The organism is Bradyrhizobium sp. LA6.8, assembly GCF_040547935.1.
Classification (GTDB): domain Bacteria; phylum Pseudomonadota; class Alphaproteobacteria; order Rhizobiales; family Xanthobacteraceae; genus Bradyrhizobium; species Bradyrhizobium barranii.
The window spans coordinates 722,993-745,348 of the sequence record NZ_JBEPQQ010000002.1 but is presented as its reverse complement, the minus strand read 5'-3'; the positions used below and the strand labels follow the sequence as shown (position 1 = coordinate 745,348).

Below are 22,356 nucleotides of genomic sequence, written 5' to 3'. Positions count from 1 at the left end.
GCGCCACGATTGGCTAGAGTGCGGCCCGTCTAAAACCTGCCTGACATTACGGGAGTGAAACAGTGGATCTTGGGATCAAAGGTCGCCGCGCCATCGTCTGCGCATCCAGCAAGGGCCTCGGCCGCGCCTGCGCCATCTCGCTGGCGGAAGCCGGCGTTGACGTCACGCTGACCGCGCGTGGCGCCGAAGCCCTGAAGAAGACGGCCGACGACATCCGCAAGGCCTATCCGAGCGTGAAGGTCACCGAGATCGTCGGTGACATCACGACGCCTGCGGGCCGCGAGGCCGTGCTGAAGGCCTGCCCCGAGCCGGATATCCTCATCAACAATGCCGGCGGCCCGCCGCCCGGCGATTTCCGCAACTGGACCCGCGACGACTGGATCAAGGCGATCGACGCCAACATGCTCACGCCCATCGAGCTGATCAAGTCGACCGTCGACGGCATGATGGCGCGCAAGTTCGGCCGCATCGTCAACATCACCTCGGCGGCGGTGAAGGCGCCGATCGACATCCTCGGACTCTCCAACGGCGCGCGCGCCGGCCTCACCGGCTTCATCGCCGGCCTGTCGCGCAAGACCGTGATCAACAACGTCACCATCAACGGCCTGTTGCCGGGTCCGTTCGAGACCGACCGCCTGACCGGCACCGCGAAGGCCGAGGCCGACAAGCGCGGCACGACGCCAGAGCAGATCCTGGCCGAGCGAGCAAAACTCAACCCGGCCGGCCGCTTCGGCCAGCCCGACGAGTTCGGCTATGCCTGCGCCTTCCTCTGCGGCGCCAAGGCCGGCTTCATCACGGGCCAGAACATCTTGCTCGACGGCGGCGCCTTCCCCGGAACGCTGTGAGAGCGGTCTGGTACGAGCAAACAGGACCGGCCGTCGACGTCCTCACCTATGGTGAGATGGCGACGCCGGTCGCGGGTCCAGGCGAGGTTCGCATTCGCCTGGAGGCCTCCGGCGTCAATCCGGCCGATGTCGGCCGGCGCGGCGGCAGCTATCGCGCGATGGAATTTTCGCGCGTCATTCCGAACAGCGACGGCGCGGGTTTCGTCGACCAGATCGGCGACGGCGTAACGCGCTTCAGGGTCGGCGACCGGGTCTGGCTGTTCAACGGCCAGCGCAACGGCCGCGCCTTCGGCACGGCGGCCGAATATATCGCGCTCGCCGAGCAGCTGGTGACGCCGCTGCCGGATCATCTTTCCTTTGCGGAAGGCGCAACGCTCGGCATCCCCGCGATGACCGCATGGTGCAGCCTGTTTGCGGATGGGCCGATCGTCGGCAAGACCGTACTTGTCACCGGCGGCGCCGGCGCGGTTGGCCATTATGCCGTGCAGCTCGCCAAATGGGGCGGCGCGCAGGTGATCGCGACCGTCAGCTCGGCGATGAAGGGCGAGCAGGCCCGGCGCGCGGGCGCCGATCTCGTGGTCAACTACAGGGACGAGGACGTCGTTGCCAAGGCGATGGCGTTCACCGGCGGACGTGGTGTCGATCGCGTGGTCGATGTCGATTTCGGCGGCAACATCGCGACGACGTTGAAGCTGATGGCGCTCAATTCGACGATCGCCGTCTACGCCACCAACGGCAACCGCACACCCACGGTGCCGATGCGCGAACTCATGGAGAAGTGCATTACGCTCCGCTCGCTCGTCTTGTTCGCGCTACCGCCCGCGCTGCTTGCGGAGGCCCAGGCCGATATCACGAAATGGCTGGCGGCAGGGCCGCGCATTCACAACGTCGCGGCGCAGTTCGCGCTATCGGATACTGCGCAGGCGCATCTCGCGGTCGAGAAGGGTGACAAGCTCGGCACCGTGATCGTGGATTGCGCGCGATGACGACTTAGGATACCGGCGTGGTCCGCTCGTCGGTCCAGTCGATGCCGAGCTCATCCATGCCGTCGGCAAGCAGATCGCCCAGCATCGGCTCGCCCAGCAGATATTGCACCGTTTCGCGACGCGGGTTCTTGTATTCAGCGCGCGCCTCGGCGGCGCGGGCACGCAGATCGTCCCATTCCTCCACTTCGCCATCGCCGCGGCCGAGCCACATCATCGTGACGAGATCGAGCTGCTCGTCCTCGTTCAGCGCGCGGATGAAACCGGAGAGCTCGGCTGCGACCGGGTCGGAATTGGTGTCCTCGAGCACGTCGATCTCGTCATCATCAGAGGGATTGGAGCCCGAGTCAGGGTCGGACGCCGCCTCCTTGACGTCGAATTCGCGGGCCTTCTCGATGATGAAGGCGACCTTCTCGGCGGAAATGGCAAGCTCTGGCATCGTCGCTCTCTCTGGCTGTTTCTGGGTTCCCCCGATTACGCAACATCGCGACAGATGATCCATTGCGTTCGACGGCGGAAGGCCGCATCTTTCGCGAAAGCAAGAAAATTGGGATCGCCGCATGCCGTGGACCGTGGGCAAGGTCAAAATCACCAAGATCGTGGAAATGGAGACGGTCGGCTCGACCCGCTTCATCCTGCCGGCCGCGACCAATGACGAGATCCAGAAGCTGCCCTGGCTGATCCCGCATTTCGCCACCGAGGAGGGCCGGCTGAAAATGTCGATCCACTCGCTGGTGGTGGAGACGCCGACGCGCCGCATCGTGGTCGACACTGGCCTTGGCAACGACAAGCAGGGCCGCGGTGTCCCGGTCTGGAATAACCGCAGCACGCCGTTTCTGGAGACCATGACGGCGGCGGGCTTTCCCCCTGACAGCATCGACACCGTGCTGTGCACGCATCTTCATGTCGACCATGTCGGCTGGAATACAAAGCTCGTCGATGGCAAATGGGTGCCGACTTTCCCCAGGGCGCGCTACCTGTTCGGCAAGACCGAGTATGAATATTGGCGCGACTATACGGCCGAGCCGGACAAGGTCGCGGTGTTCAACGATTCCGTGAAGCCGGTCGTCGATGCGGGCCTGGCCGAGTTGATCCCGAGCGATCACCGGCTCTGCGAGGAGATCAGCGTGATCCCGACCCCCGGCCACAGCCCCGGGCACATGAGCGTCCTGATCGAGTCCGGCGGCGAACAAGGGTTGCTCAGCGGCGACGTCGCCCATCACCCCTGCCAGATGGCGCATCTCGACTGGTGCTCGGTCGTCGACACCGATACCGCCCAATCGGCCGCGTCGCGGCACAAGGTGTTCTCGCGCTTTGCCGATACCCCGACGCTGGTGATCGGCGGCCATTTCTCGGCCGGCCACATCAAGCGGGACGGGGATGCGTTTAAATTTGTGGCGCTGCAATCGTAGGGTGGGCAAAGCCACCGGGTCGCGCGAATGCGCGCCCGATGACAGGCTCCGCGTGCCCACCATACCGGGCCATCAAAAAGAATTGGTGGGCACGGCGCTCCGCGCCTTTGCCCACCCTACAAAGGAAGGGCTGCAATGCGCCCCACTTTGAGCGGTTGAATTTCCCGCCGCCCTGTTCCATGAAGCTATTTAACCGATCGGTCCATCTCCAGGGAGAAACGAGAATGAAGCTTGTTCGTTATGGCGAAAAGGGTGCGGAAAAGCCCGGCCTGATCGACAAATCCGGCCAATTGCGCGACCTGTCGGCGCATATGAAGGACCTGACCGGGGAGGCCTATTCGCCGGAATCCCTGAAGAAGCTGGCGGGCCTTGACCCGGCCTCCCTGCCCGCCGTCTCCGGCAAGCCGCGCTTCGGCGCGCCTGTCACCGGCATCTCGAAATTCGTCGCCATCGGCCTCAACTACAGCGACCACGCCAAGGAAACCGGCGCCGCGATCCCGACCGAGCCGATCATCTTCATGAAGGCCAACACCTCGCTGTCCGGCCCGAACGACGCGGTCGAAAAGCCGCGCGGCTCGACCAAGCTCGACTGGGAAGTCGAGATCGCCGCCATCATCGGCACCCGCGCAAAGTATGTCTCTGAAGCCGATGCGCTGAACTACGTCGCCGGCTATTGCGTCTGCAACGACGTCTCCGAGCGCGCCTTCCAGACCGAGCGCCTGGGTCAGTGGACCAAGGGCAAGTCACACGACACCTTCGGCCCGGTCGGCCCGTGGCTCGCCACCAAGGACGAGATCAAGGACGTGCAGAACCTGTCGATGTGGCTCGACGTCAACGGCCAGCGTCGCCAGACCGGCTCGACCCAGACCATGATCTTCTCCATGGCCAAATGCGTCTCCTACGTCTCGCAGTTCATGACCTTGCTGCCGGGCGACATCATCACCACCGGCACCCCGCCCGGCGTCGGTCTCGGCATGAAGCCGCCGACCTTCCTCAATGTCGGCGACGTCGTCACGCTCGGCATCGAAGGCCTCGGCGAGCAGCGCCAGGAGATCGTGGCGGCGTAAGCTTCCGCCCTCATCCTGAGGAGCGCGCAACGCGCGCGCCTCGAAGGATGCGCCAAGAATACAGTCACCCGACGTTCGCGCCGGGTGACCCAAGAACACCTCCCGTTGTCCATCCTTCGAGACGCGCGCCAGGCTGCGCGCTCCTCAGGATGAGGACCGTCTGTCTGGATAGAGGTTATTTCCCCATGAAACTCTCCTTCTCTGCCGCCTCGCCCTTCGCCCGCAAGGTGCGCATCGCCGCGATCGAGCTCGGGCTGATCGACAAGATCGAGCTGACGCCCGCGACCGTCGCGCCGGGCACGGTCAATGAGGATTATTCGCGCATCACGCCGCTGAAGAAGCTGCCGGTGCTGATCACCAATGACGGCGACGTCATTCTGGATTCCTATGTGATCGTCGAATATCTCAACGAGATGGCCGGCGGCAGCCTGATCCCCGATTACGGCCCGCGGCGCTGGAAGGCCAAGACCGATCACTCCCTGATCAACGGCATGCTCGATTCCATGCTGCTGTGCCGCTACGAGAAGATGGTGCGGCCGCAGGGCCTGCAATGGCAGGCATGGTCGGACGACCACTGGAACCGGGCCTGGACCGGCATGGCGCGCTTCGAGAACATGCCCGAAGTTTTGAACGGCCCGTTCGACATCTCGCAGATCGGCCTCGTCTGCGTGCTCGGCTATGCCGACTTCCGCTTCGCCGATTGCGGCTGGCGCAAGGCCTATCCGAAGCTCGACGCCTTCCACCAGAAGATGCTGGAGCGCCCCTCGGTCAAGATCTCGGTGCCTCCAGCGGCGTAAACTAGGCTGCGGGGAGAAGGACGATGCGCGATCGCTTCCCCCGCCTCAGCATTCTCGGCGCGAGCCTCGTGCTCGCGTTGACCGTCTCAGCCACTCCTGTGCAGGCCGACGGCATGGCGCCTGGACAACAAAACCTCGCCTGCGAATCGCCATCGTCAATCGATGACGGCTGGACGACTGCGTCGCCCGACAGCGTCGGCATGGACGGCGCGCGACTCTGCGGCATCGCAGCACGACTCCAGCAACGCGGGACCTCGGTCCATTCGGTTGTCGTCGCGCGCCACGGCAAGCTCGTCTTCGAGCAGTATTTTCCCGGCTACGACCAACCCTGGGGACAGCCGGACGGCCAGCACGAATTCACCGCGACGACGAAGCATGACATGCGTTCGGCATCGAAGAGCGTCGCTTCGCTGCTCGTCGGCATCGCGATCGATCGCAAGCTGATCGAAGGCGTCGACGAGCCCGCGCTCAAATTCTTCCCCGACCATCAGGCGGCGAAGCAGGCGGGCTGGGAGGCCATCACGCTGCGCCATCTGCTGACGATGTCCTCGGGGATGAAATGGGACGAGGCGCGGGCCTGGGCCGATCCGAAGAATGACGAGCCGCATCTCACCTTCGAAGCCGATCCGATCGGCTATGTGCTCTCAAAGCCAGTCGCTGCGCCGCCGGATGCGCTCTGGACCTATAATGGCGGCGGGACTGAACTGCTCGGCAGCATCCTCGAACGCGTCTCGGGCAAGCCGCTGGAGGCATTTGCTCGCGAGGTGCTGTTCCAGCCGCTCGGGATCAACGATGTCGAGTGGAAGGCCTATAAGAACGGCAAGATCGCAGCGGCCGCGGGCCTTCGCTTGCGGCCGCGCGATGCGGCGAAGATCGGCCAGCTCGTGCTCAATCGCGGCCAATGGAACGGCCGGCAGATCGTCTCGGCCGACTGGATCGCACAATCGATCACGCCGCGCTTCCAGGCGATCGGCTATTTCGGCAGCACGATGTTCTACGGCTATCAATGGTGGATGGGCCGCTCGCTCGCCGGCGACAAGGAAATCAAATGGGTTGCTGCCTTCGGCTGGGGCGGCCAGCGCATCTTCATCGTGCCCGAGCTTGATCTCGTCATGATGACCACCGCTGCCCAATACGGCCAGCCGAAGGAAGGGCTGGCCGCGATCGACATCCTCTCCAACATCGTCATTCCATCCGTGCGCGACGCACGGTGAGTGCAAGGGAAGCGAGCATGAGCCTGAAATTCACCGTCGGCGATCTCACCATCCATCGCGTCATCGAGCAGGAAACCTCGTTCGTGCCGGCGCTGGAGATGCTGCCGGGACTGACGCCTGAGGTCCTAGCCGAGAACCGGGCATGGATGCGGCAGGCCAAGGCGCTGGACGAGCAGGACGTACTGCTCCTGTGCTTCCAGTCCTATGTGGTGAAGACACCGCACCACACCATTTTGATCGACAGCTGCATCGGCAACGACAAGCCGCGCCCGCAGCGGCCGAAATGGAACATGAAGACCGACGATACGTACTTGCGCGGACTCAACGCCGCCGGGTTCGCGGTCGACGACATCGATTTCGTGATGTGCACGCATCTGCATGTCGACCACGTCGGCTGGAATACGCGACTTGATAACGGCCGCTGGGTGCCGACCTTCCCCAAGGCGCGCTACGTCTTCGCCAAGCAGGAATTCGATCACTGGTCCGAGCAGAACGCGAAGGCGGAGATCCCGCCCTTCGCCGACAGCGTGCTGCCGGTGGTCGAGGCCAGGCGCCACGAGCTGGTCGGCAACGATCATCAGATCGGCGATCACGTCCGCATCCTGCCGACGCCGGGACATACGCCCGGCCATATCGCCATCACGATGGGCCGCGGCAAGGACGACGCCGTGTTCTCCGGCGACCTCATGCATTCGCCGCTGCAGACGCTTTATCCGGAGCTGTCGATCAAGTTCGACGTCGACCCGGCCGCGGCGGCGAAAACGCGCCGCAGCTTTCTGGAGCGCTATTGCGACACCGACACGCTGTGCTGCACCGCGCATTTTCCCTCACCGTCGGTGGGGAAGATCAGGCGCAAGGGCAGCGCGTTCGTGTGTGCGGCGGTGTAGCGAGCGAGATGCCGTAAGGTGGGCAAAGGCGCGCGCTTCGCGCGCCGTGCCCACCATTCTTAGCGCGTTTGGCATGGTGGGCACGCTCCGCTTTGCCCACCCTACGATCCCACCCGTGTGGAGAAAGCAATGACAACACTCCCCGACGTCCCTCTCCCCGCCGGCATCCGCTCGCGCTATGTCGACGGCATCAACGGCTTGCGCATGCACGTGCTCGAAGCCGGCTTCGAGACCAAGGGGCGGCCCAGCATCCTCTTGCTGCACGGCTTTCCCGAGCTCGCCTTCTCCTGGCGCAAGGTGATGCCGGCGCTGGCCGCGGCCGGTTATCACGTGATCGCGCCGGACCAGCGCGGCTATGGCCGCACCACGGGATGGACCGCGGATTACGACGGCGATCTCACGCCGTTCTCGCTGCTCAACCTCGTGCGCGACGCGCTCGCCCTGGTGTCGGCGTTCGGCTACCGGCAGGTCGATCTCGCCGGGCATGATTTCGGCAGCCCGGTCGCGGCCTGGTGCGCCATGATCCGGCCCGACGTGTTTCGCTCGGTGACGCTGATGAGCGCGCCCTTCGGCGGAGCGCCACCGATGCCGTTTGGTACGGTCGATGTGCCGGCAAAGCCTGCAGTCGAAGACCCCGTGCATCGCGAGCTCGCCGCGCTGCCACGCCCGCGCAAACACTATCAATGGTATTACGCGACGCGCCCGGCCAACGCCGACATGCAGCACGCGCCGCAGGGCGTGCACGATTTCCTGCGCGCTTACTATCACCAGAAGAGTGCGGACTGGACCGACAACAAGCCATATCCGCTGAAGTCGTGGTCCGCGGGCGAACTCGCAAAACTGCCGACCTACTACGTGATGGACGCCGGCGAGACCATGGCGGAGACGGTTGCGAAGGAGATGCCCTCGCCGGCCGCGATCGCCGCCAACCAATGGCTGCCGGACAGCGACCTCGCCTATTACAGCGCCGAATACGGCCGCACTGGATTCCAGGGGGGCTTGCAATGGTACCGCTACGGCACCTCGGGCATGCTCAACAGCGAGATGCAGCTGTTTGCGGGCCGCAGCATCGACGTGCCCTCGTGCTTCATCTCGGGCAAGCAGGATTGGGGCACCTATCAGCGCCCCGGCGTGTTCGAGGCGATGCAGGGGCGCGGATGCACGAAGATGCTCGGCTGTCACCTCGTCGACGGCGCCGGCCATTGGGTGCAGCAGGAGCAGCCGGCCGAGGTGAGCCGCCTGCTGCTCGAGTTCCTCGCAAAAGCGGCCTGATTTGACCCGGGAACCCTGGCGCCTTATATAGTTTAGAATAATTCTAAACTATCAAACAGGGCCGCCGTGAAGAGTTTTGCCGAACTGACCGAGCGCGAGGTGCTTGCGGTCGCGATCTCCTCCGAGGAGGAGGATAGCCGCATTTACATGACCTTCGCCGAGGACTTGCGCGAGCGTTACCCGGACACGTCGAAGATTTTCGAGGAGATGGCCGAGGAGGAACGCGGCCACCGGCATCGGCTGCTGAAACTTTATGAGGAACGCTTCGGCCAGCACCTGCCGCCGATCCGCCGCGAGAACGTCAAAGGCTTTCTGCGCCGGCGGCCGATCTGGCTGACGAAAAACCTGCCGCTCGACACCATCCGGAAAGAGGTCGAGACCATGGAGCTCGAGGCCGAGCGCTTCTACGCGCGGGCCGCCGAGCAGGCCGAGGATGTCGGCGTGCGCCGCCTGCTCGGCGATCTCGCCGAGGAGGAAAAGCATCACGAGAACCGCGCCGTCGCGCTGACCGACGAGATCCTGAAGCCGGACGTACGTGCCGAGGAAGACCGCACGCGGCGGCGAATGTTCGTGCTGCAATATGTGCAGCCGGGCCTCGCCGGCCTGATGGACGGATCGGTCTCGACGCTGGCGCCGCTGTTCGCGGCAGCTTTCGCCACGCACCAAAATTGGCAGACCTTTCTGGTCGGGCTCGCCGCCTCGATCGGCGCCGGCATCAGCATGGGCTTTGCGGAGGCGCTGTCCGACGACGGATCGCTCACGGGGCGCGGCTCGCCCTGGCTGCGCGGCATCACCTGCGGCGCGATGACGACGCTCGGCGGGCTCGGCCACACCCTGCCTTATCTCGTCCCAGACAGCTGGCCGAACGCATTCTGGATCGCGACGGGAATCGCCGGCGTCGTCGTGTTCTTCGAATTGTGGGCAATCGCCTTCATCCGCGCGCGCTACATGGACACCCCATTCCTCCAGGCCGTGTTCCAGATCGTGCTCGGCGGCGCGATCGTGCTGGCGGTCGGGATCTTGATCGGGGCGGCGTAGCGACCTCACACTCTCTGTCATGCCCCGGCTTGACCGGGGCATCCAGTACGCCGCGGCGGATATGGCGAGAGCAAATTCTCCAACGCGGGCCTCTGGAATACTGGATCGCCCGGTCAAGCCGGGCGATGACAGCCAGCCGCATATCAATCGCGATCAAACGGCGGTTGCGGCATTCGGTCAAACTGCGCATCATCCCATCAGGGAAGCGCAGGAGCATGTCGTGGCGAAATCGGAATGGAGTTACAAGAGCGCGGTCGAGCTGTCGGCCGCGTTGACCGCAAAGAAGGTCTCCGCGGTCGAGCTCACGCAGGATGCGATCGATCGCATCGAACGTCACGACGGCAAGGTCAACGCGATCTGCGTCCGGGATTTCGACCGCGCGCTTAGCGCCGCGCGGGACGCGGACGCGGCGCGGGCGCGCGGCGAGCGGAAGCCGCTGCTCGGCCTCCCAATCACCGTGAAGGAATCCTACAACGTCGCCGGCCTGCCCACGACCTGGGGCATTCCCGCGCAGAAGGATTTTGTCGCAAAGGAAGACGCACTGCCAGTCACGCGGGTGAAGGACGCCGGCACCGTCATCGTCGGCAAGACCAACGTGCCGCTCGGGCTCGGCGACTGGCAGAGCTACAACGACATCTACGGCGCTACCAACAATCCCTACGATGTCGGCCGCACGCCGGGCGGCTCGTCCGGCGGCTCCTCGGCCGCGCTCGCCGCGGGTTATGGCCCGCTGTCGATCGGCTCCGACATCGGCGGCTCGCTGCGCGTGCCGGCGTTCCATTGCGGCATCTATGCGCACAAGCCGACCTTTAACCTCGTCGCGATGCGCGGCCATACGCCGCCGCCGTTGCAGCCTTTGCCGTTCGAGCGCGATCTCTCGGTGATCGGCCCGATGGCGCGCAGCGCCGCCGACCTTTCGCTGGTGCTCGACGTGATGGCCGGGCCCGATCCGATCGACGCTGGCCTGGCCTACCGGCTCGAGCTGCCGGCGGCGCGGCACACGGCATTCAGGGATTTCCGCGTGCTGGTGATCGACACCGATCCGGTGATGCCGACCGACACGGCGGTGCGCGGCACCATCAACCGGCTGGCCGACAATCTCGCCAAGGCTGGCGTCAAGATCGAGCGCAGCAGCCCGCTGCTGCCGGATTTCGCGGCCTCCTCGCGGCTCTATATGCGCATGCTGATGTCGTTCCTCGGCTCGACCTTCGCGCTGGATGTCTATGCCGGCGCGAAAGCGGCCGCAGCGTCGTTGCCCGAAGGCGACAACAGCCTCGCTGCCGAGCGGCTACGCGGCATCGCGCTGAGCCACCGCGACTGGGTGGCGGCAAATGCCGGACGCACGCGGCTAAGGGCGCAATGGCGGGAGCTGTTCAAAACGTACGACGCGGTGATCTGCCCCGTCATGCCCACAGCAGCCTATCCGCACGACCATTCGCCGGACCAGGAAACCCGCCGCATCAAGATCGACGGCAAGGAGCACGTCTATCCTGACCAGCTCGCCTGGCCCGGCATCGCAACGCTCCCTGGTCTGCCCTCGACCGCGATCCCGACGGGCTTTGCGCCTGACGGACTGCCCATCGGCGTGCAGATCGTCGGCCCGTGGCTGGAAGACCGCACGCCGCTCAAGCTCGCCGAGCTGATCGAGCGCGAATTCGGCGGGTTCGTGCCGCCCCCTTTGTTCAATGACTAGTGCCTCCCGTCATTGCGAGGAGCCCTTGCGACGAAGCAATCCAGACTGCATCCGCGGAGACATTTCTGGATTGCTTCGCTACGCTCGCAATGACGGAGTAAAATAACATAGAGGGAGAGAAACGTCATGAGCCAAGACCTCGACCAGCTCACCGCGCTCAACCACGACTATGTCGCCTCCGTGCAAAACTGCGACGTCAAACGCTTCGACGAAATCCTGGCGCCGGAGTTCTATTGCTCCAATCCCGACAAGACATTGGTCGACCGCACCGCCTTCCTGGAGCAGACGGCACGGCCGATCGCGATCCGCAATCTGCATGCGCATGATGTGATCATCCGCATCATGGGCGATTTTGCCATCATCCACGCCGCAACCAGCTACACCACCGCCGATGGCCAGCAGGCGACGGGGCGGTACACCGATTGCTGGACGAAGAAGAACGGGAAGTGGCTCGCGGTATCAGCCCACGTGTCGCGGTGAGTTGAGGTCAGCCATCCTCACACTCCGCTGTCATGCCCCGGCCTGACCGGGGCATCCAGTACGCCGCGGCAATAGTCGGTTCACACAGCTTCCGCCGCGGAGTACTGGATCGCCCGCTTTCGCGGGCGATGACACCGTCATTGCGGTTGCTAGCTGTCAAACACAATCACGCTACGCAGCGTCTTGCCGGCCTTCATGTTGGCAAAACCCTCGTTGATCTCCGACAGTTTCAGCTTGGCCGAGATCCAGTCCTCGAGGTGCAGCCGGCCGCGCAGGTAGAAATCGACCAGCCTCGGCATGTCCACGCGAAAATGGTTCGAGCCCATCGATGAGCCCTGGATCCTGCGCTCGCGCAGGAAGTCGAAGCCGTGCAGCTCGATCTTCTGGCCGAACGGGATCATGCCGACGATGGTGGCCGTGCCGCCGGACGCGAGCATGCCGAAGGCCTGTTCGGCGGTTTCCTTGCGGCCGAGCACCTCGAAGGAATGATGCACGCCGCCATTGGTGAGGTCGCGCACCTGCTTCACGACGTCGCCGTCGGCGGGATTGATGATGTCGGTCGCGCCCAGCTTGGTCGCGAGCTGGAGCTTTGCCGGATTGGTGTCGATGGCGATGATGCGTCCGGCGCCTGCGATCTGCGCGCCGTTGATCGCGGCCATGCCGACACCGCCACAGCCGATCACGGCCACGGTCTCGCCCGCCGTCACCTTCGCCGTGTTCACGACCGCGCCGTAGCCGGTGATGACGCCGCAGCCGATCAGCGCGGCGAGATCGAGCGGCATCTCCTTGCGGATTTTGACGATCGCATTCTCGTGCACCAGCATCTGCTCGGCAAAGGACGAGAGGTTGAGGAACTGGTGCAGTTTTTCAGGCTTCGACCATTGCATCCGGTTCGAGGCGCCCGGCAGCAGCTTCACTGTGGTGTCGGTGCAAAGCACGGTGCGGCCGGTGGTGCAATTGTCGCAGGTGCCGCAAAACACCGACAGGCAGGTGACGACGTGATCGCCCGGCTTCACATAGGTGACATCGGAGCCGACCTGCTCGACGATGCCGGCGGACTCGTGCCCGAGCACCGCGGGCAACGGATGTGGATACAGGCCTTCCATGAAGTGCAGGTCGGAGTGGCAGAGGCCCGCAACCGCCGTGCGGATCAAAACCTCGCGCGGGCCCGGCTTCGGCAGGCTGACATCCTCGATGACCAGCGGCTGATTGACTTCATAGAGGACGGCGGCCTTCATCGAGCACTCCCTATCGCTTCTTTTGGTTTGAGCGTGGAGTGCAGCCTACGCTGCCAGAACCAGTTCGCCAACCTCGCTCATGCCGGCGTCGCGATCGCCGAGCAGTAGCTCCGCGATCTTCGCTTGCGCGGCATTTTCCGTCAGCCGGAACGGATCGCTCGGCGCCACGCGATGGTCGATCACCAGCCGCGACAGCAGCAGCCGGCGCGCATCGCCGCGCATCTCGTTGATGCGATGCGCTTCCCAGGCGAGCGCGACCGCGCTTGCGACGTGATAGAGCAGGCTGGTCGCGCGGCGCGCATCGGCCTCGTTCTCGGAATTGCCCGCGACCTCGCGCGCGAAGCCGACGGCGCGATCGACGAGACCGCGCAAATTGTCGCGCCAGGCCTGCGGGACCGACACGCTATCATCGAGCCGCGCATGCAGATCGGCTGATAGCGCGGATTCGGCGCCGTGGCGGCCGACCGCGCGCCGGAGCGCATCGATCGCGACGATGTTGCCGGTGCCCTCCCAGACCGAGCCGAGATGCGCGTCACGCAGCAGGCGGGGCGTGGCAAATTCCTCGATATAGCCGATGCCGCCGCGCATCTCGAGCGCATCGCCGCAGACCTTTCGCGCATCGCGCGTCGCACGGAATTTCAGCGTCGGCGTCAGGATGCGCAGGAGCGCGGCTGCATCCTGGCTTCCGGCCTCGGCGCGGTCGAGCGCGTCGGCGGTCAGAAAACTCATCGACAGCGCCTGCTCGACCGGCAGCATGATCTTCAACATCTGCCGCCGTCCCAGCGGCAGGTCGATGATGCGCTTGCCGAACACCACGCGGTTCCTGGCGACCATCATCGCATCATGATAGGCGCGGCGCATCAGCGCGGTGGATTTGACGCCGTTGGAGAGCCGCGACGAATTGACCATCTCGGCCATCTGCACGAAGCCGCGGTCGAGCTTGCCGACCGCATAGGCGATCGCGCCTTCAAGCTTGATCTCGCCCGAGGCCATCGAGCGCGTGCCGAGCTTGTCCTTCAGGCGCACGATCCGGTAGTGGTTCTGCGAACCGTCGTCGAGGAAGCGCGGCATCAGGAACAGGCCGACGCCGCGCGTGCCGGGGCCGGCGCCTTCGGGGCGCGCCAGCAGCATCACGACCTTGGCATCGGCGTTCGAGCAGAACCATTTTTCGCCATGGAGGCGCCAATGGTCGCCCTCCCGCACGGCGCACGTGGTCAGCGTACCGACATCGGAGCCGCCCTCCTTCTCGGTCATGAACTGGCCGCCCTGGGTCAGCTTGCTCATGTCGGTCTGGGTCAGGCCGTCCAGATATTTCGCCTTCAGCGCCTCGCTGCCGAAATTCGCCAGGAGCTTTGCGCAGCCGTCGGTGACGTTGATCGGGCAGCCCATGCCGAATTCGGTCTGGTTGAACAGGAAGGTGAAGGCGTGCTTGGCCACGACGGGATATTTGTCCGGCCATCCCATGATGCCCTTGCGGATCGAAAGCGCGTGGATGCCGAACTCGCCGAACGCGGCGTTCTCCAATTCGCGATAGGCCGGGTGATATTCGATCCACTGCACGTCGCGGCCGAACTTGTCGCGCTGGTGCAGCACCGGCGTGTGCCGGTCGGCGAGCCGCGCGCAATCGTCGAGATGGCCACCGGCGAGTTCGCCGAGGCGATCGAGATGCGGCTCGATGTGGCGGAACAGCGGGTCCGGCAGATGGATACGCAACAGATCAGTCAGCGCCGGATCGGCGCGATAGAAATTCATGCCTGACGTATCGGGCGCCAGCAGACCGGATGGTGCGGCCGCGACACTTTTTGGCTCACCTGTGACCGGCTTGTGCATGATCGTCCTCTTCGTTCCCGCCCGACGGCAATTCTTATCGCTTGCCGCTTGGGATGATGTCGATCATGCTCCAGTCGCAAAGGCGGATAAAGCCGCAAATTGTCAGGGAGGCATGATCGCCGTGAAGGAGCAATTCGCTCTGCGGAATTATGATCGACCCGGCTGGTTGTCCGCGCGGCGGATGCATAGATCAGCGGCTTCCCGTCTCCGAGAGATCACGCCATGGAACATCCGAAATACAAGATCGCCCTCATCGTTGGCGCGGGCGAAGGCCTGAGCGCCTCGCTTGCTCGGCTGCTGTCTGCGCAAGGCATCCGCGTCGCGCTGGCCGCGCGCAAGATCGAGAAATTAGGCGCGCTCTGTAGCGAGACCGGCGCCAAGGCCTATGCCTGCAACGCCACCGAACCTGAGGAGGTCGAGCGGCTGTTCGGCCTGGTCGAACGCGAGCTCGGCACGCCCGACCTCGTCGTCTACAACGCCAGCGGCCGCACGCGCGGGCCGTTCGTCGATCTCGTTCCGGCCGATGTCGCGCAGGCGATCGCGATCAGCGCCTATGGCGGCTTCCTGGTGGCGCAGCAGGCGGCCAAGCGCATGCTGCCGAACAAGCACGGCGCGATCCTATTCACCGGCGCGTCCGCCAGCGTCAAGGGCTATGCGCAGTCGGCCTCGTTCGCGATGGGCAAGTTCGCGCTGCGCGGGCTGGCGCAGAGCCTGGCGCGCGAGCTCTCGCCGCAGGGCATCCACATCGCGCATTTCGTCATCGACGGCGGCATCCGCAGCGCGGCGCGCGCGGAGCCGGCCGACAAGCCGGATTCGATGCTCGATCCCGACGCGATCGCGCAGAGCTATTGGAACGTGTTGCAACAGCCGCGCAGCGCCTGGAGCTGGGAGCTGGAGCTGCGGCCGTGGGTGGAGAAGTTTTAGACGCGCTGCCGTAGGGTGGGCAAAGGCGCGCAGCGCCGTGCCCACCATCACGACGAAACAACAAATGGTGGGCACGCTGCGCTTTGCCCACCCTACAAGGGTAGGGAGCGACATGACCACGGAAACTACCATCGATACCGGCACCAATGAACTCCTCTGCGTCATCCGCGACCGCGTCGCGGTGATCACGCTGAACCGGCCGGAGGCGCGCAACGCGCTGTCGGACACCTTGACGCCGGCGCTGCGGACGATGATCCGCACCTGCGGCGAGAGCCCCGAAGTCGGCGCGCTTCTGATCACCGGCGCGGGCGCGGCCTTCTGTGCCGGCGGCAACGTCAAGGGCATGGGCGCGCATCGCGATCCCAAGAAGCTCGAGATGTCGTTTGACGACAAGGTCGCCGACCTCCAGGAGCGGCAGCGGCTGCTCACCGGCGCGCTGGTGTCGGTACGCAAGCCAACCATCGCCGCCCTGCCCGGCCCCGCGGTCGGCGCCGGACTCGCCATCGCCATGGCCTGCGACATCCGCATCGCCGCGCAATCGGCCTTCGTCGCCACCGGCTACGCCCGCATCGCGCTCTCCGGCGACTACGGCATCGCCTGGCTGCTCACCCGGCTGGTCGGCACCGCGCGGGCCCGCGAGCTGCTGTTCACCGGCGATCGCGTCGACGCCGCGCGCGCCGAGACAATCGGCCTCGTCAACCGCGTCGTGCCCGACGACAGGCTGCAAGACGAGGCCTTTGCGCTGGCCAAGTCGCTCGCCGAAGGCCCGCGCCTCGCGCTGCGCTACATGAAGGACAATCTCGACGAGGCCCTGCTGTTCGATTTCGAGACCGCCCGCGACCACGAAGCTGGACGGCTGATCCGCCTGACCACGACCGCTGATCACAAGGAAGCCGTGCAGGCCTTCATCGAGAAGCGGAAAGCGGTGTTCACGGGGAAGTAGGGCTACGCAGCCAAGACCATCAGATCATTCCATAGAGTAGGTACCCCATTTTCAGGGGGGCTGAATGGATTGGTCTGAAGTGGTGCGGAAAGCCGTGCTCCTTGCGGAGAAGACGGGCGATGTCACATTCGAACAACTGAACGAGTTGATACCGTCCACCGAGGCGGAACCGGAAGACATCGAGGCCATACTGGCTGCTTTGAGCGAGCGGGGTATCTGGATTGCCGAGGAGTAAGGTTCGCTCCTCCGTCCCCGTAGTAGGTCCGTAGCCCGGATGGAGCGGAGCGTAATCCGGGGCCGCTGGCGCACGTGGCACGAATCCCGGATTGCGCTCCGCTCCATCCGGGCTACGCAGCTCACTACTTGGCGGGCGCCCTCGCAAAATCCACGAACGCGCGCAGCGCTGCCGGCAATTGGCGGCGGCTTGGGTAGTACAGGAAGAAGCCGGGATAGGCCGGGCACCAGTCGGCGAGCACGCGCACCAGCTTGCGCTTGGCCAGCAGCGCTTCGACCTGCGCCTCAAACACGTAGGCGAGCCCGATGCCGTCGAGTGCTGCATCGACCATCAGGTCCTGGTCGTTCATCGTCAGCGGTCCGGTGACGTCGATCGCGAGCTCGATGCCGCCGCGCTCGAATTCCCAATGATAGAGCGCGCCTGAGGTGAAGCGATAGCGGATGCAGGGCAGGCCTTTCAGGTCGCGCGGCGTGGTGGGCGGCTTGTGCGATTTGAAGAACGCGGGCGTGCCGACCACGGCAAAGCGGTGCCGCGGGCCGATCGGCACCGCGATCATGTCAGCGGCGATGGTTTCGCCGAAGCGGACGCCGGCATCGAAGCCGGCCGCAACCATGTCGATCAGGGCGTCGTTGATGACGATCTCGACGCTGACGTCGGGGAACGCTTTCAGAAAGCGCGTCACGATCGGAAGCAGCACCAGCTGCGCGGACTGGCGCGCGGCGGTGAGGCGCAGCGTCCCGGCGGGCTTGCCGCGGAAATTGTTGAGGTCCTCGAGCGCGTCGTCGATGTCGCGAAAGGCCGGCGTGATGCGGGCAAACAGCCGCTCGCCAGCCTCGGTGAGCGCGACGCTGCGGGTGGTGCGGTTGACGAGGCGCAGGCCGAGCCGCTCTTCGACATTGCGCAAAGCGTGGGACAGCGCCGATGGCGTGACGCCAAGCTCGGTCGCCGCCGCGCGAAACTGCGGTGGCGGGCAATGGCCAGGAAGGTCGCGAGGTCGGACGGGTCGATCCGCATTGATGAATTATTCTCAGCAGCTTGCAAAGCATATAGCGGATTATCTCAGCTATGGCGAGCCGCTACACCTTGCCCATCGGCTCCGCACACCGCCGGGCCAAAATGGAAAGGGCAACATCATGCGTGTCTGGTTCATCACAGGAGCATCCCGCGGATTTGGCGCGTTGATCGCCGAGGCCGCCTTGAAGTCGGGCGATGCCGTGGTCGCGACCGCGCGCGATCCGTCCACGGTCACCACGCGCCTCGGCACGCACGAGCGCCTGCTGGCCACCCGGCTCGACGTCACCAGCGAGGCCGAGGCGCATGAGGCCGCAGGTCAGGCCGTTAAAAAGTTCGGCCGCATCGACATCCTGGTCAACAATGCCGGCTACGGCCTGCTCGGCGCGATCGAGGAGGCCAGCGACGCGGAGACGCAAAAGCTGTTCGGCACGAATGTGTTCGGCCTGCTCGGTGTCACCCGCGCGGTGCTGCCGCATATGCGTCGCCAGCGTTCCGGCCACGTCATCAACATCTCGTCGGTCGGCGGTTACACCGGTTATCCCGGCTGGGGCGTCTATGGCGCGACCAAGTTCGCGGTCGAGGGAATCAGCGAAGCGCTGGCCGGCGAAGTGGCGCCGCTCGGCATTAAGGTCACCGTGGTCGAGCCGGGCTTCTTCCGCACCGATTTCCTCGACGACACCTCGCTGTCGCGCACCGCGCAGGTGATCGACGACTATCACGAGAGTGTCGGCAAGACCCGCGCTCACGCCGCCGAATTCAACCACGGCCAGCGCGGCGATCCGCACAAGCTGGCGCAGGCCTTCCTGACGCTGGTCGATGCCAAGAACCCGCCGCTGCGCCTGCCGCTCGGCAGCGACACGGTCGAGCGGATCGAGGCGAAGAACGCATTCGTTGCGCGGGAGCTGGCGGGATGGCGATCAGTCGCGACCTCGACCGACTTCACCAATCACGGCGCTTGAGCGAAGGCAAAAAAAGGCCCGGCTCTGGATGACCAGGCCGGGCTCGGAGTGGTGTCAGGCCGAGGCTGAGGGGCTGTCGGCCTGACGGGAAAGAGCGGCGAGCCGCCAGCTCGCGCAAGGAATGTCTTTCGGTGCGACGGCGATCTCCTTGTCGAAGCGCACCAGCTTCCAGTCGTCGGGATGATTGACGAAAGCGAAGCCGGATTTGCGGGCGAGCGAGATCATGGTCTCGTTGGAGCGCAGCGTGTCGCCGAACATGTGCTCGGCACCAAGGGCTGCCGCGCGGCATTCGAGATTCTTCATCAGCGCGGTGGCGATGCCGTGGCCCTGCCAGCGGTCGTCGACCGACAGGCCGAACTCGAGTGTCGAGGTTTCGGCATGGAAGGCGTAGCGCGCCTCGGCGACGATGGTCTCGAAGCCGTCGACCATCTTGGTCGCCACAACGGTAAAGCGCTCGCGCGCTCCGACATCGAGGAATTCGCTCAGCAGGCCCTTCGGCAATTCGCTGATCGCTCCGAAGAAGCGGTTGTAGCGGGAGCGGGTCGAGAGCGAGCGGAAATAGTGCTGAAGCTCCTCGGTGTCGCGCGGCTCGACGAAGCGAACGTTGATCGCCTCACCCTGCCGGGTGCGCAGCACGTCCGAATATTGCTTCAGATCTTCCAGGCGAAGAGTGCTCATGACACGAGCCCTGCGGAAAGAGGGACCGCCGGCGCCCCTGTGATCAGGCGGCGCCGGCCTGGCGGCCAATCAGGCCCGCCAGAAGGGTTTGTCAGCCTCGTAGGCGATGTCGGTCCAGGACAGGCCGACGTCGTGGAGATCGCGGGCCGTCCAGTGGGTCAGTTCGCGGCGGGTCCGGTAGCGCTCGTGCCAGACGTGAAGCGTCTCGCCGATCTGCTGGATCAGGCCGGGTGCATGATGATTTGTCATCGAATTGTGGGTCAAAGTAGACATTTTCAGCTCCTTGAGCTAACTTGAACGCTAATATCTGCTTGCTACCGCGCTGCGACAAACGACAATTTGTACCCCTTCGCATGAAATAACGTCATGCATCCTGCTGCCAGATGACTGCCAGATTGCCCTCCCTGAACGGATTGCGGGCCTTTGAGGCCGCCGCGCGCCATCTCAGCTTCACGCTGGCCGCGTCCGAGCTGAACGTGACCCAGACCGCGATCAGCCATCAGATCCGGCGGCTCGAGGAGGAGCTCGGCATCCGCCTGTTCGTCCGGCAGAACCGCGCGCTGGCGCTGACGCCGGAAGCGCGCGACTATTTGCCGGGCGTCCGCGCCGCCTTCAACGACCTCCGCCTTGCGACCGACCGGCTGCTGCGCAAGGACGACGACAAGGTGCTGACCGTCTCGACGCTGGCATCGCTCGCCGCGAAATGGCTGCTGCCGCGGCTGACCGATTTCCAGGAGCAGCACCCCGGCATCGACGTCCGCATCACCACCTCGACCAGCCTCGTCGATTTCCAGCGCGACAATGTCGATGCCGCGATTCGCTATGGCCGCGGTCAATGGCCGGGCCTGCGCGCCGACTGGCTGATGGCGGACGAGCTGTTTCCGGTGTGCAGTCCGTCGCTGCTGCGCGGCGACAAGCCGCTGCGCCAGCCTGAGGATCTCAAGGGCTATCCGCTGCTGCACACCTCCAATGCCAACAGCGATGACTGGCGGCTATGGCTGACGGCGGCCGGCCTTCCGGGCGACATCGCCAGGCAGCCCGGCATCACCTTCGACATGATCTTCATGACCATCCAGGCCGCAATCGACGGCATCGGCGTGGCAATGGGCCGGACCTCCTACGTCCAGGACGACATCGCCAAGGGCCGGCTCGTGGTGCCCTTCAAGATCGCGCTGCCGGCCGATGCCGGCTTCTACCTGGTCGCGCCGGAGGGCCGGCGCGAGGCGCCGAAGCTGGCCGCGTTCCGCGAGTGGATGATCGCTGCAACGCAGAATAAAGCGTGACAAATCATCAGCTTCCCCGGTGAAATCGATTGACTCGCCGCGCCCCGCGCGAGAGGGGTAGGACAGATTGTCGCAGCGGACAATCTGCTGCCTTGCCGTGGAATGAGTTCCGGTCCGGCCGCGCCTTCCAGGGGAGTAACGTCATGGCTGGACCAGCAACCAATCCGCCCGAGATCAAGTCGCGCATCGGCGCAATCCTGCGCGCCACCTCCGGCAATTTTCTCGAGCAGTTCGATTTCTTCCTGTTCGGCTTCTATGCCACCGCGATCGGCAAGGCGTTCTTCCCCTCCACCAACGAGACGGCGTCGCTGCTCAACACTTTTGGCGTGTTCTGGCTCGGCGCGCTGATGCGCCCAGTCGGCGCGATCGTGCTCGGCGCCTACATCGACCGCATCGGCCGCCGCCAGGGCCTGATCGTCACGCTCGGCATCATGGCCATCGGCACCGTCGTGATCGCGTTCTGCCCGAGCTATGCGACCATCGGCATCGCGGCGCCCGTCGTCGTGCTGATCGGCCGTTTGCTGCAGGGCTTCTCCGCCGGCGTCGAGCTCGGCGGCGTCTCGGTCTATCTCGCGGAAATCTCCACGCCCGGCAATCGCGGCTTCTACACCTCGTTCCAGTCGTCGAGCCAGCAGGTCGCGATCTTCGTGGCCTCGATCCTCGGCTTCATCCTGTCCGAGGTGATGCCGGCGGACGTCGTGACCGCCTGGGGCTGGCGCATTCCCTTCTTCGTCGGTTGCCTCATCATTCCCCTGATCTTCATGCTGCGGCGGACGCTCGAGGAAACGCCGGCCTTCCTCGCCATGAAGAAGCACCCGACGGCAAACGAGGTGTTCGCCTCCGCGCTCGCCAACTGGCGCATCGTCATCCTCGGCATGATGATCGCGGTCCTGACCACGACGACATTCTACTTCGTCACCGTGTATACGCCGACCTTCGGCAAGACGGTGCTGAAGCTCTCGACGCAGGACGCACTGCTCGTGACGCTGCTCGTCGCCGTGACCAACTTCTTCTGGAATCCCGTCGGCGGCGCGCTGTCCGATCGCATCGGCCGCAAGCCGGTACTGCTCGCCATCGCCGGCCTGGCGCTCGTCACCGCCTACCCGGCACTGTCCTGGCTGGTCGCCGCGCCGACTTTCGGCAAACTGCTCGCGGTCGAGATGTTGTTCTCGTTCTATTTCGGCATGTACAGCGGCACCATGCTCGGTGCTCTCGTCGAGATCGTGCCGGCGCATGTCCGCACCACCTGCTTCTCGCTGGCCTTCGCGCTCGCCGCTGCGCTGTTCGGCACGTTCACGCCATTCGCCTCGACCTTGCTGATCGACTACACCGGCAACAAAGCCTCACCCGGCTTCTGGCTGATGTTCGCCGCTGCGCTTGGCATCATTGCCGCATCGATCGTCTATCGCGGTGGCCGCCAAGCGGTGACGACGTACGATGCGACCGATGAAGCGGCGCCGGCGGTGAGCCACTGATGGTCATTCCGGGGCGCCTCGAAGAGGCGAACCCGGAATCCATTTCTCCCAACATTCTTGCGGCACGATGGATTCCGGGCTCGATGCTT

Annotated in this window: 22 protein-coding genes and 1 pseudogene; 17 read left to right on the top strand and 6 right to left on the bottom strand. The window is 64.9% G+C overall.

All coding sequences use genetic code 11. The features are described 5' to 3' along the window. The first annotated feature begins 62 nt into the window (after positions 1-62). Together ABIA90_RS10580 and ABIA90_RS10575 are read left to right on the top strand one after the other, a co-directional pair. Positions 63-845: an SDR family oxidoreductase gene (locus ABIA90_RS10580; RefSeq protein ID WP_354118769.1), complete on the top strand. Its 783-nt coding sequence runs from the start codon at positions 63-65 to the stop codon at positions 843-845. After that, positions 842-1,831: an NADPH:quinone reductase gene (locus tag ABIA90_RS10575; protein WP_354118768.1), complete on the top strand. Its 990-nt coding sequence runs from the start codon at positions 842-844 to the stop codon at positions 1,829-1,831. Before ABIA90_RS10580 ends, ABIA90_RS10575 begins: the two co-directional genes overlap by 4 nt. Before the next feature lie 4 nt (positions 1,832-1,835). Here the strand turns inward: ABIA90_RS10575 and ABIA90_RS10570 are convergent, their stop codons facing one another. Continuing rightward, complete coding sequence (locus ABIA90_RS10570) at positions 1,836-2,267, bottom strand: DUF3775 domain-containing protein (protein ID WP_071916815.1); 432 nt, start codon at positions 2,265-2,267, stop codon at positions 1,836-1,838. A 121-nt stretch (positions 2,268-2,388) separates the two neighbouring features. Here ABIA90_RS10570 and ABIA90_RS10565 point away from each other — a divergent pair, with 121 nt between their 5' ends. From ABIA90_RS10565 to ABIA90_RS10525, 9 genes are all read left to right on the top strand, one after another. Then, entirely contained in the window at positions 2,389-3,240 is an 852-nt protein-coding gene (locus tag ABIA90_RS10565) for an MBL fold metallo-hydrolase (protein ID WP_063980853.1), read from the top strand. Positions 3,241-3,464: 224 nt separating this feature from the next. Further along, a complete protein-coding gene (locus ABIA90_RS10560) occupies positions 3,465-4,307 on the top strand; it encodes a fumarylacetoacetate hydrolase family protein (RefSeq protein WP_354118767.1) in 843 nt (280 codons plus the stop codon). Positions 4,308-4,492: 185 nt separating this feature from the next. Next, positions 4,493-5,104 (top strand): glutathione S-transferase family protein, encoded by a 612-nt coding sequence (locus ABIA90_RS10555; RefSeq protein ID WP_063980851.1) that lies wholly within the window; start codon positions 4,493-4,495, stop codon positions 5,102-5,104. 23 nt (positions 5,105-5,127) lie between these two features. Continuing rightward, a complete protein-coding gene (locus ABIA90_RS10550; protein WP_354118766.1) occupies positions 5,128-6,318 on the top strand; it encodes a serine hydrolase domain-containing protein in 1,191 nt (396 codons plus the stop codon). A 17-nt stretch (positions 6,319-6,335) separates the two neighbouring features. Further along, positions 6,336-7,205, top strand: coding sequence for an MBL fold metallo-hydrolase (locus ABIA90_RS10545; protein WP_354118765.1), 870 nt, complete (start codon positions 6,336-6,338; stop codon positions 7,203-7,205). A gap of 129 nt (positions 7,206-7,334) precedes the next feature. After that, positions 7,335-8,477: an alpha/beta hydrolase gene (locus ABIA90_RS10540; protein ID WP_354118764.1), complete on the top strand. Its 1,143-nt coding sequence runs from the start codon at positions 7,335-7,337 to the stop codon at positions 8,475-8,477. A 66-nt stretch (positions 8,478-8,543) separates the two neighbouring features. Next, the gene (gene mbfA / locus ABIA90_RS10535) at positions 8,544-9,515 is read left to right on the top strand and encodes an iron exporter MbfA (protein WP_259259316.1); all 972 of its coding nucleotides are present in this window, start codon (positions 8,544-8,546) and stop codon (positions 9,513-9,515) included. Positions 9,516-9,735: 220 nt separating this feature from the next. Further along, a complete protein-coding gene (locus tag ABIA90_RS10530; protein ID WP_354118763.1) occupies positions 9,736-11,208 on the top strand; it encodes an amidase in 1,473 nt (490 codons plus the stop codon). A gap of 126 nt (positions 11,209-11,334) precedes the next feature. Beyond that, positions 11,335-11,688, top strand: coding sequence for a nuclear transport factor 2 family protein (locus ABIA90_RS10525; protein ID WP_354118762.1), 354 nt, complete (start codon positions 11,335-11,337; stop codon positions 11,686-11,688). Between the two features lie 149 nt (positions 11,689-11,837). Here ABIA90_RS10525 and ABIA90_RS10520 read toward each other — a convergent pair whose 3' ends face one another. Then, positions 11,838-12,926, bottom strand: coding sequence for a Zn-dependent alcohol dehydrogenase (locus tag ABIA90_RS10520; protein ID WP_166345537.1), 1,089 nt, complete (start codon positions 12,924-12,926; stop codon positions 11,838-11,840). A 45-nt stretch (positions 12,927-12,971) separates the two neighbouring features. After that, complete coding sequence (locus ABIA90_RS10515) at positions 12,972-14,756, bottom strand: acyl-CoA dehydrogenase family protein (RefSeq protein WP_354118761.1); 1,785 nt, start codon at positions 14,754-14,756, stop codon at positions 12,972-12,974. Between the two features lie 222 nt (positions 14,757-14,978). On the opposite strand from ABIA90_RS10515, the gene ABIA90_RS10510 reads away from it, so the two are divergent. The 3 genes from ABIA90_RS10510 (at position 14,979) to ABIA90_RS10500 (ending at position 16,858) form a co-directional block, all read left to right on the top strand. Beyond that, a complete protein-coding gene (locus ABIA90_RS10510) occupies positions 14,979-15,680 on the top strand; it encodes an SDR family NAD(P)-dependent oxidoreductase (RefSeq protein ID WP_354118760.1) in 702 nt (233 codons plus the stop codon). Positions 15,681-15,792: 112 nt separating this feature from the next. Continuing rightward, entirely contained in the window at positions 15,793-16,623 is an 831-nt protein-coding gene (locus ABIA90_RS10505) for an enoyl-CoA hydratase (protein WP_354118759.1), read from the top strand. Between the two features lie 64 nt (positions 16,624-16,687). After that, a complete protein-coding gene (locus tag ABIA90_RS10500) occupies positions 16,688-16,858 on the top strand; it encodes an RNA polymerase sigma factor region1.1 domain-containing protein (protein ID WP_354118758.1) in 171 nt (56 codons plus the stop codon). 124 nt (positions 16,859-16,982) lie between these two features. Here ABIA90_RS10500 and ABIA90_RS10495 read toward each other — a convergent pair. Continuing rightward, a pseudogene (locus ABIA90_RS10495) lies at positions 16,983-17,872 on the bottom strand (LysR family transcriptional regulator). Positions 17,873-17,991: 119 nt separating this feature from the next. Here ABIA90_RS10495 and ABIA90_RS10490 point away from each other — a divergent pair. Continuing rightward, positions 17,992-18,831, top strand: a complete 840-nt coding sequence (locus tag ABIA90_RS10490) for an oxidoreductase (RefSeq protein ID WP_354118757.1) — start codon at positions 17,992-17,994, stop codon at positions 18,829-18,831. A gap of 54 nt (positions 18,832-18,885) precedes the next feature. Here the strand turns inward: ABIA90_RS10490 and ABIA90_RS10485 are convergent, their stop codons facing one another. Next, complete coding sequence (locus tag ABIA90_RS10485; protein ID WP_354118756.1) at positions 18,886-19,509, bottom strand: GNAT family N-acetyltransferase; 624 nt, start codon at positions 19,507-19,509, stop codon at positions 18,886-18,888. 69 nt (positions 19,510-19,578) lie between these two features. After that, positions 19,579-19,782, bottom strand: a complete 204-nt coding sequence (locus tag ABIA90_RS10480; protein ID WP_063980835.1) for a DUF1127 domain-containing protein — start codon at positions 19,780-19,782, stop codon at positions 19,579-19,581. A 110-nt stretch (positions 19,783-19,892) separates the two neighbouring features. On the opposite strand from ABIA90_RS10480, the gene ABIA90_RS10475 reads away from it, so the two are divergent. Further along, positions 19,893-20,792: a transcriptional regulator GcvA gene (locus tag ABIA90_RS10475; RefSeq protein ID WP_063980834.1), complete on the top strand. Its 900-nt coding sequence runs from the start codon at positions 19,893-19,895 to the stop codon at positions 20,790-20,792. A gap of 143 nt (positions 20,793-20,935) precedes the next feature. Continuing rightward, positions 20,936-22,267 carry an MFS transporter gene (locus ABIA90_RS10470; protein WP_354118755.1) on the top strand — a complete coding sequence of 444 codons (1,332 nt, stop codon included), beginning with the start codon at positions 20,936-20,938 and terminating at the stop codon, positions 22,265-22,267. The last annotated feature ends 89 nt before the right edge of the window (positions 22,268-22,356 follow it).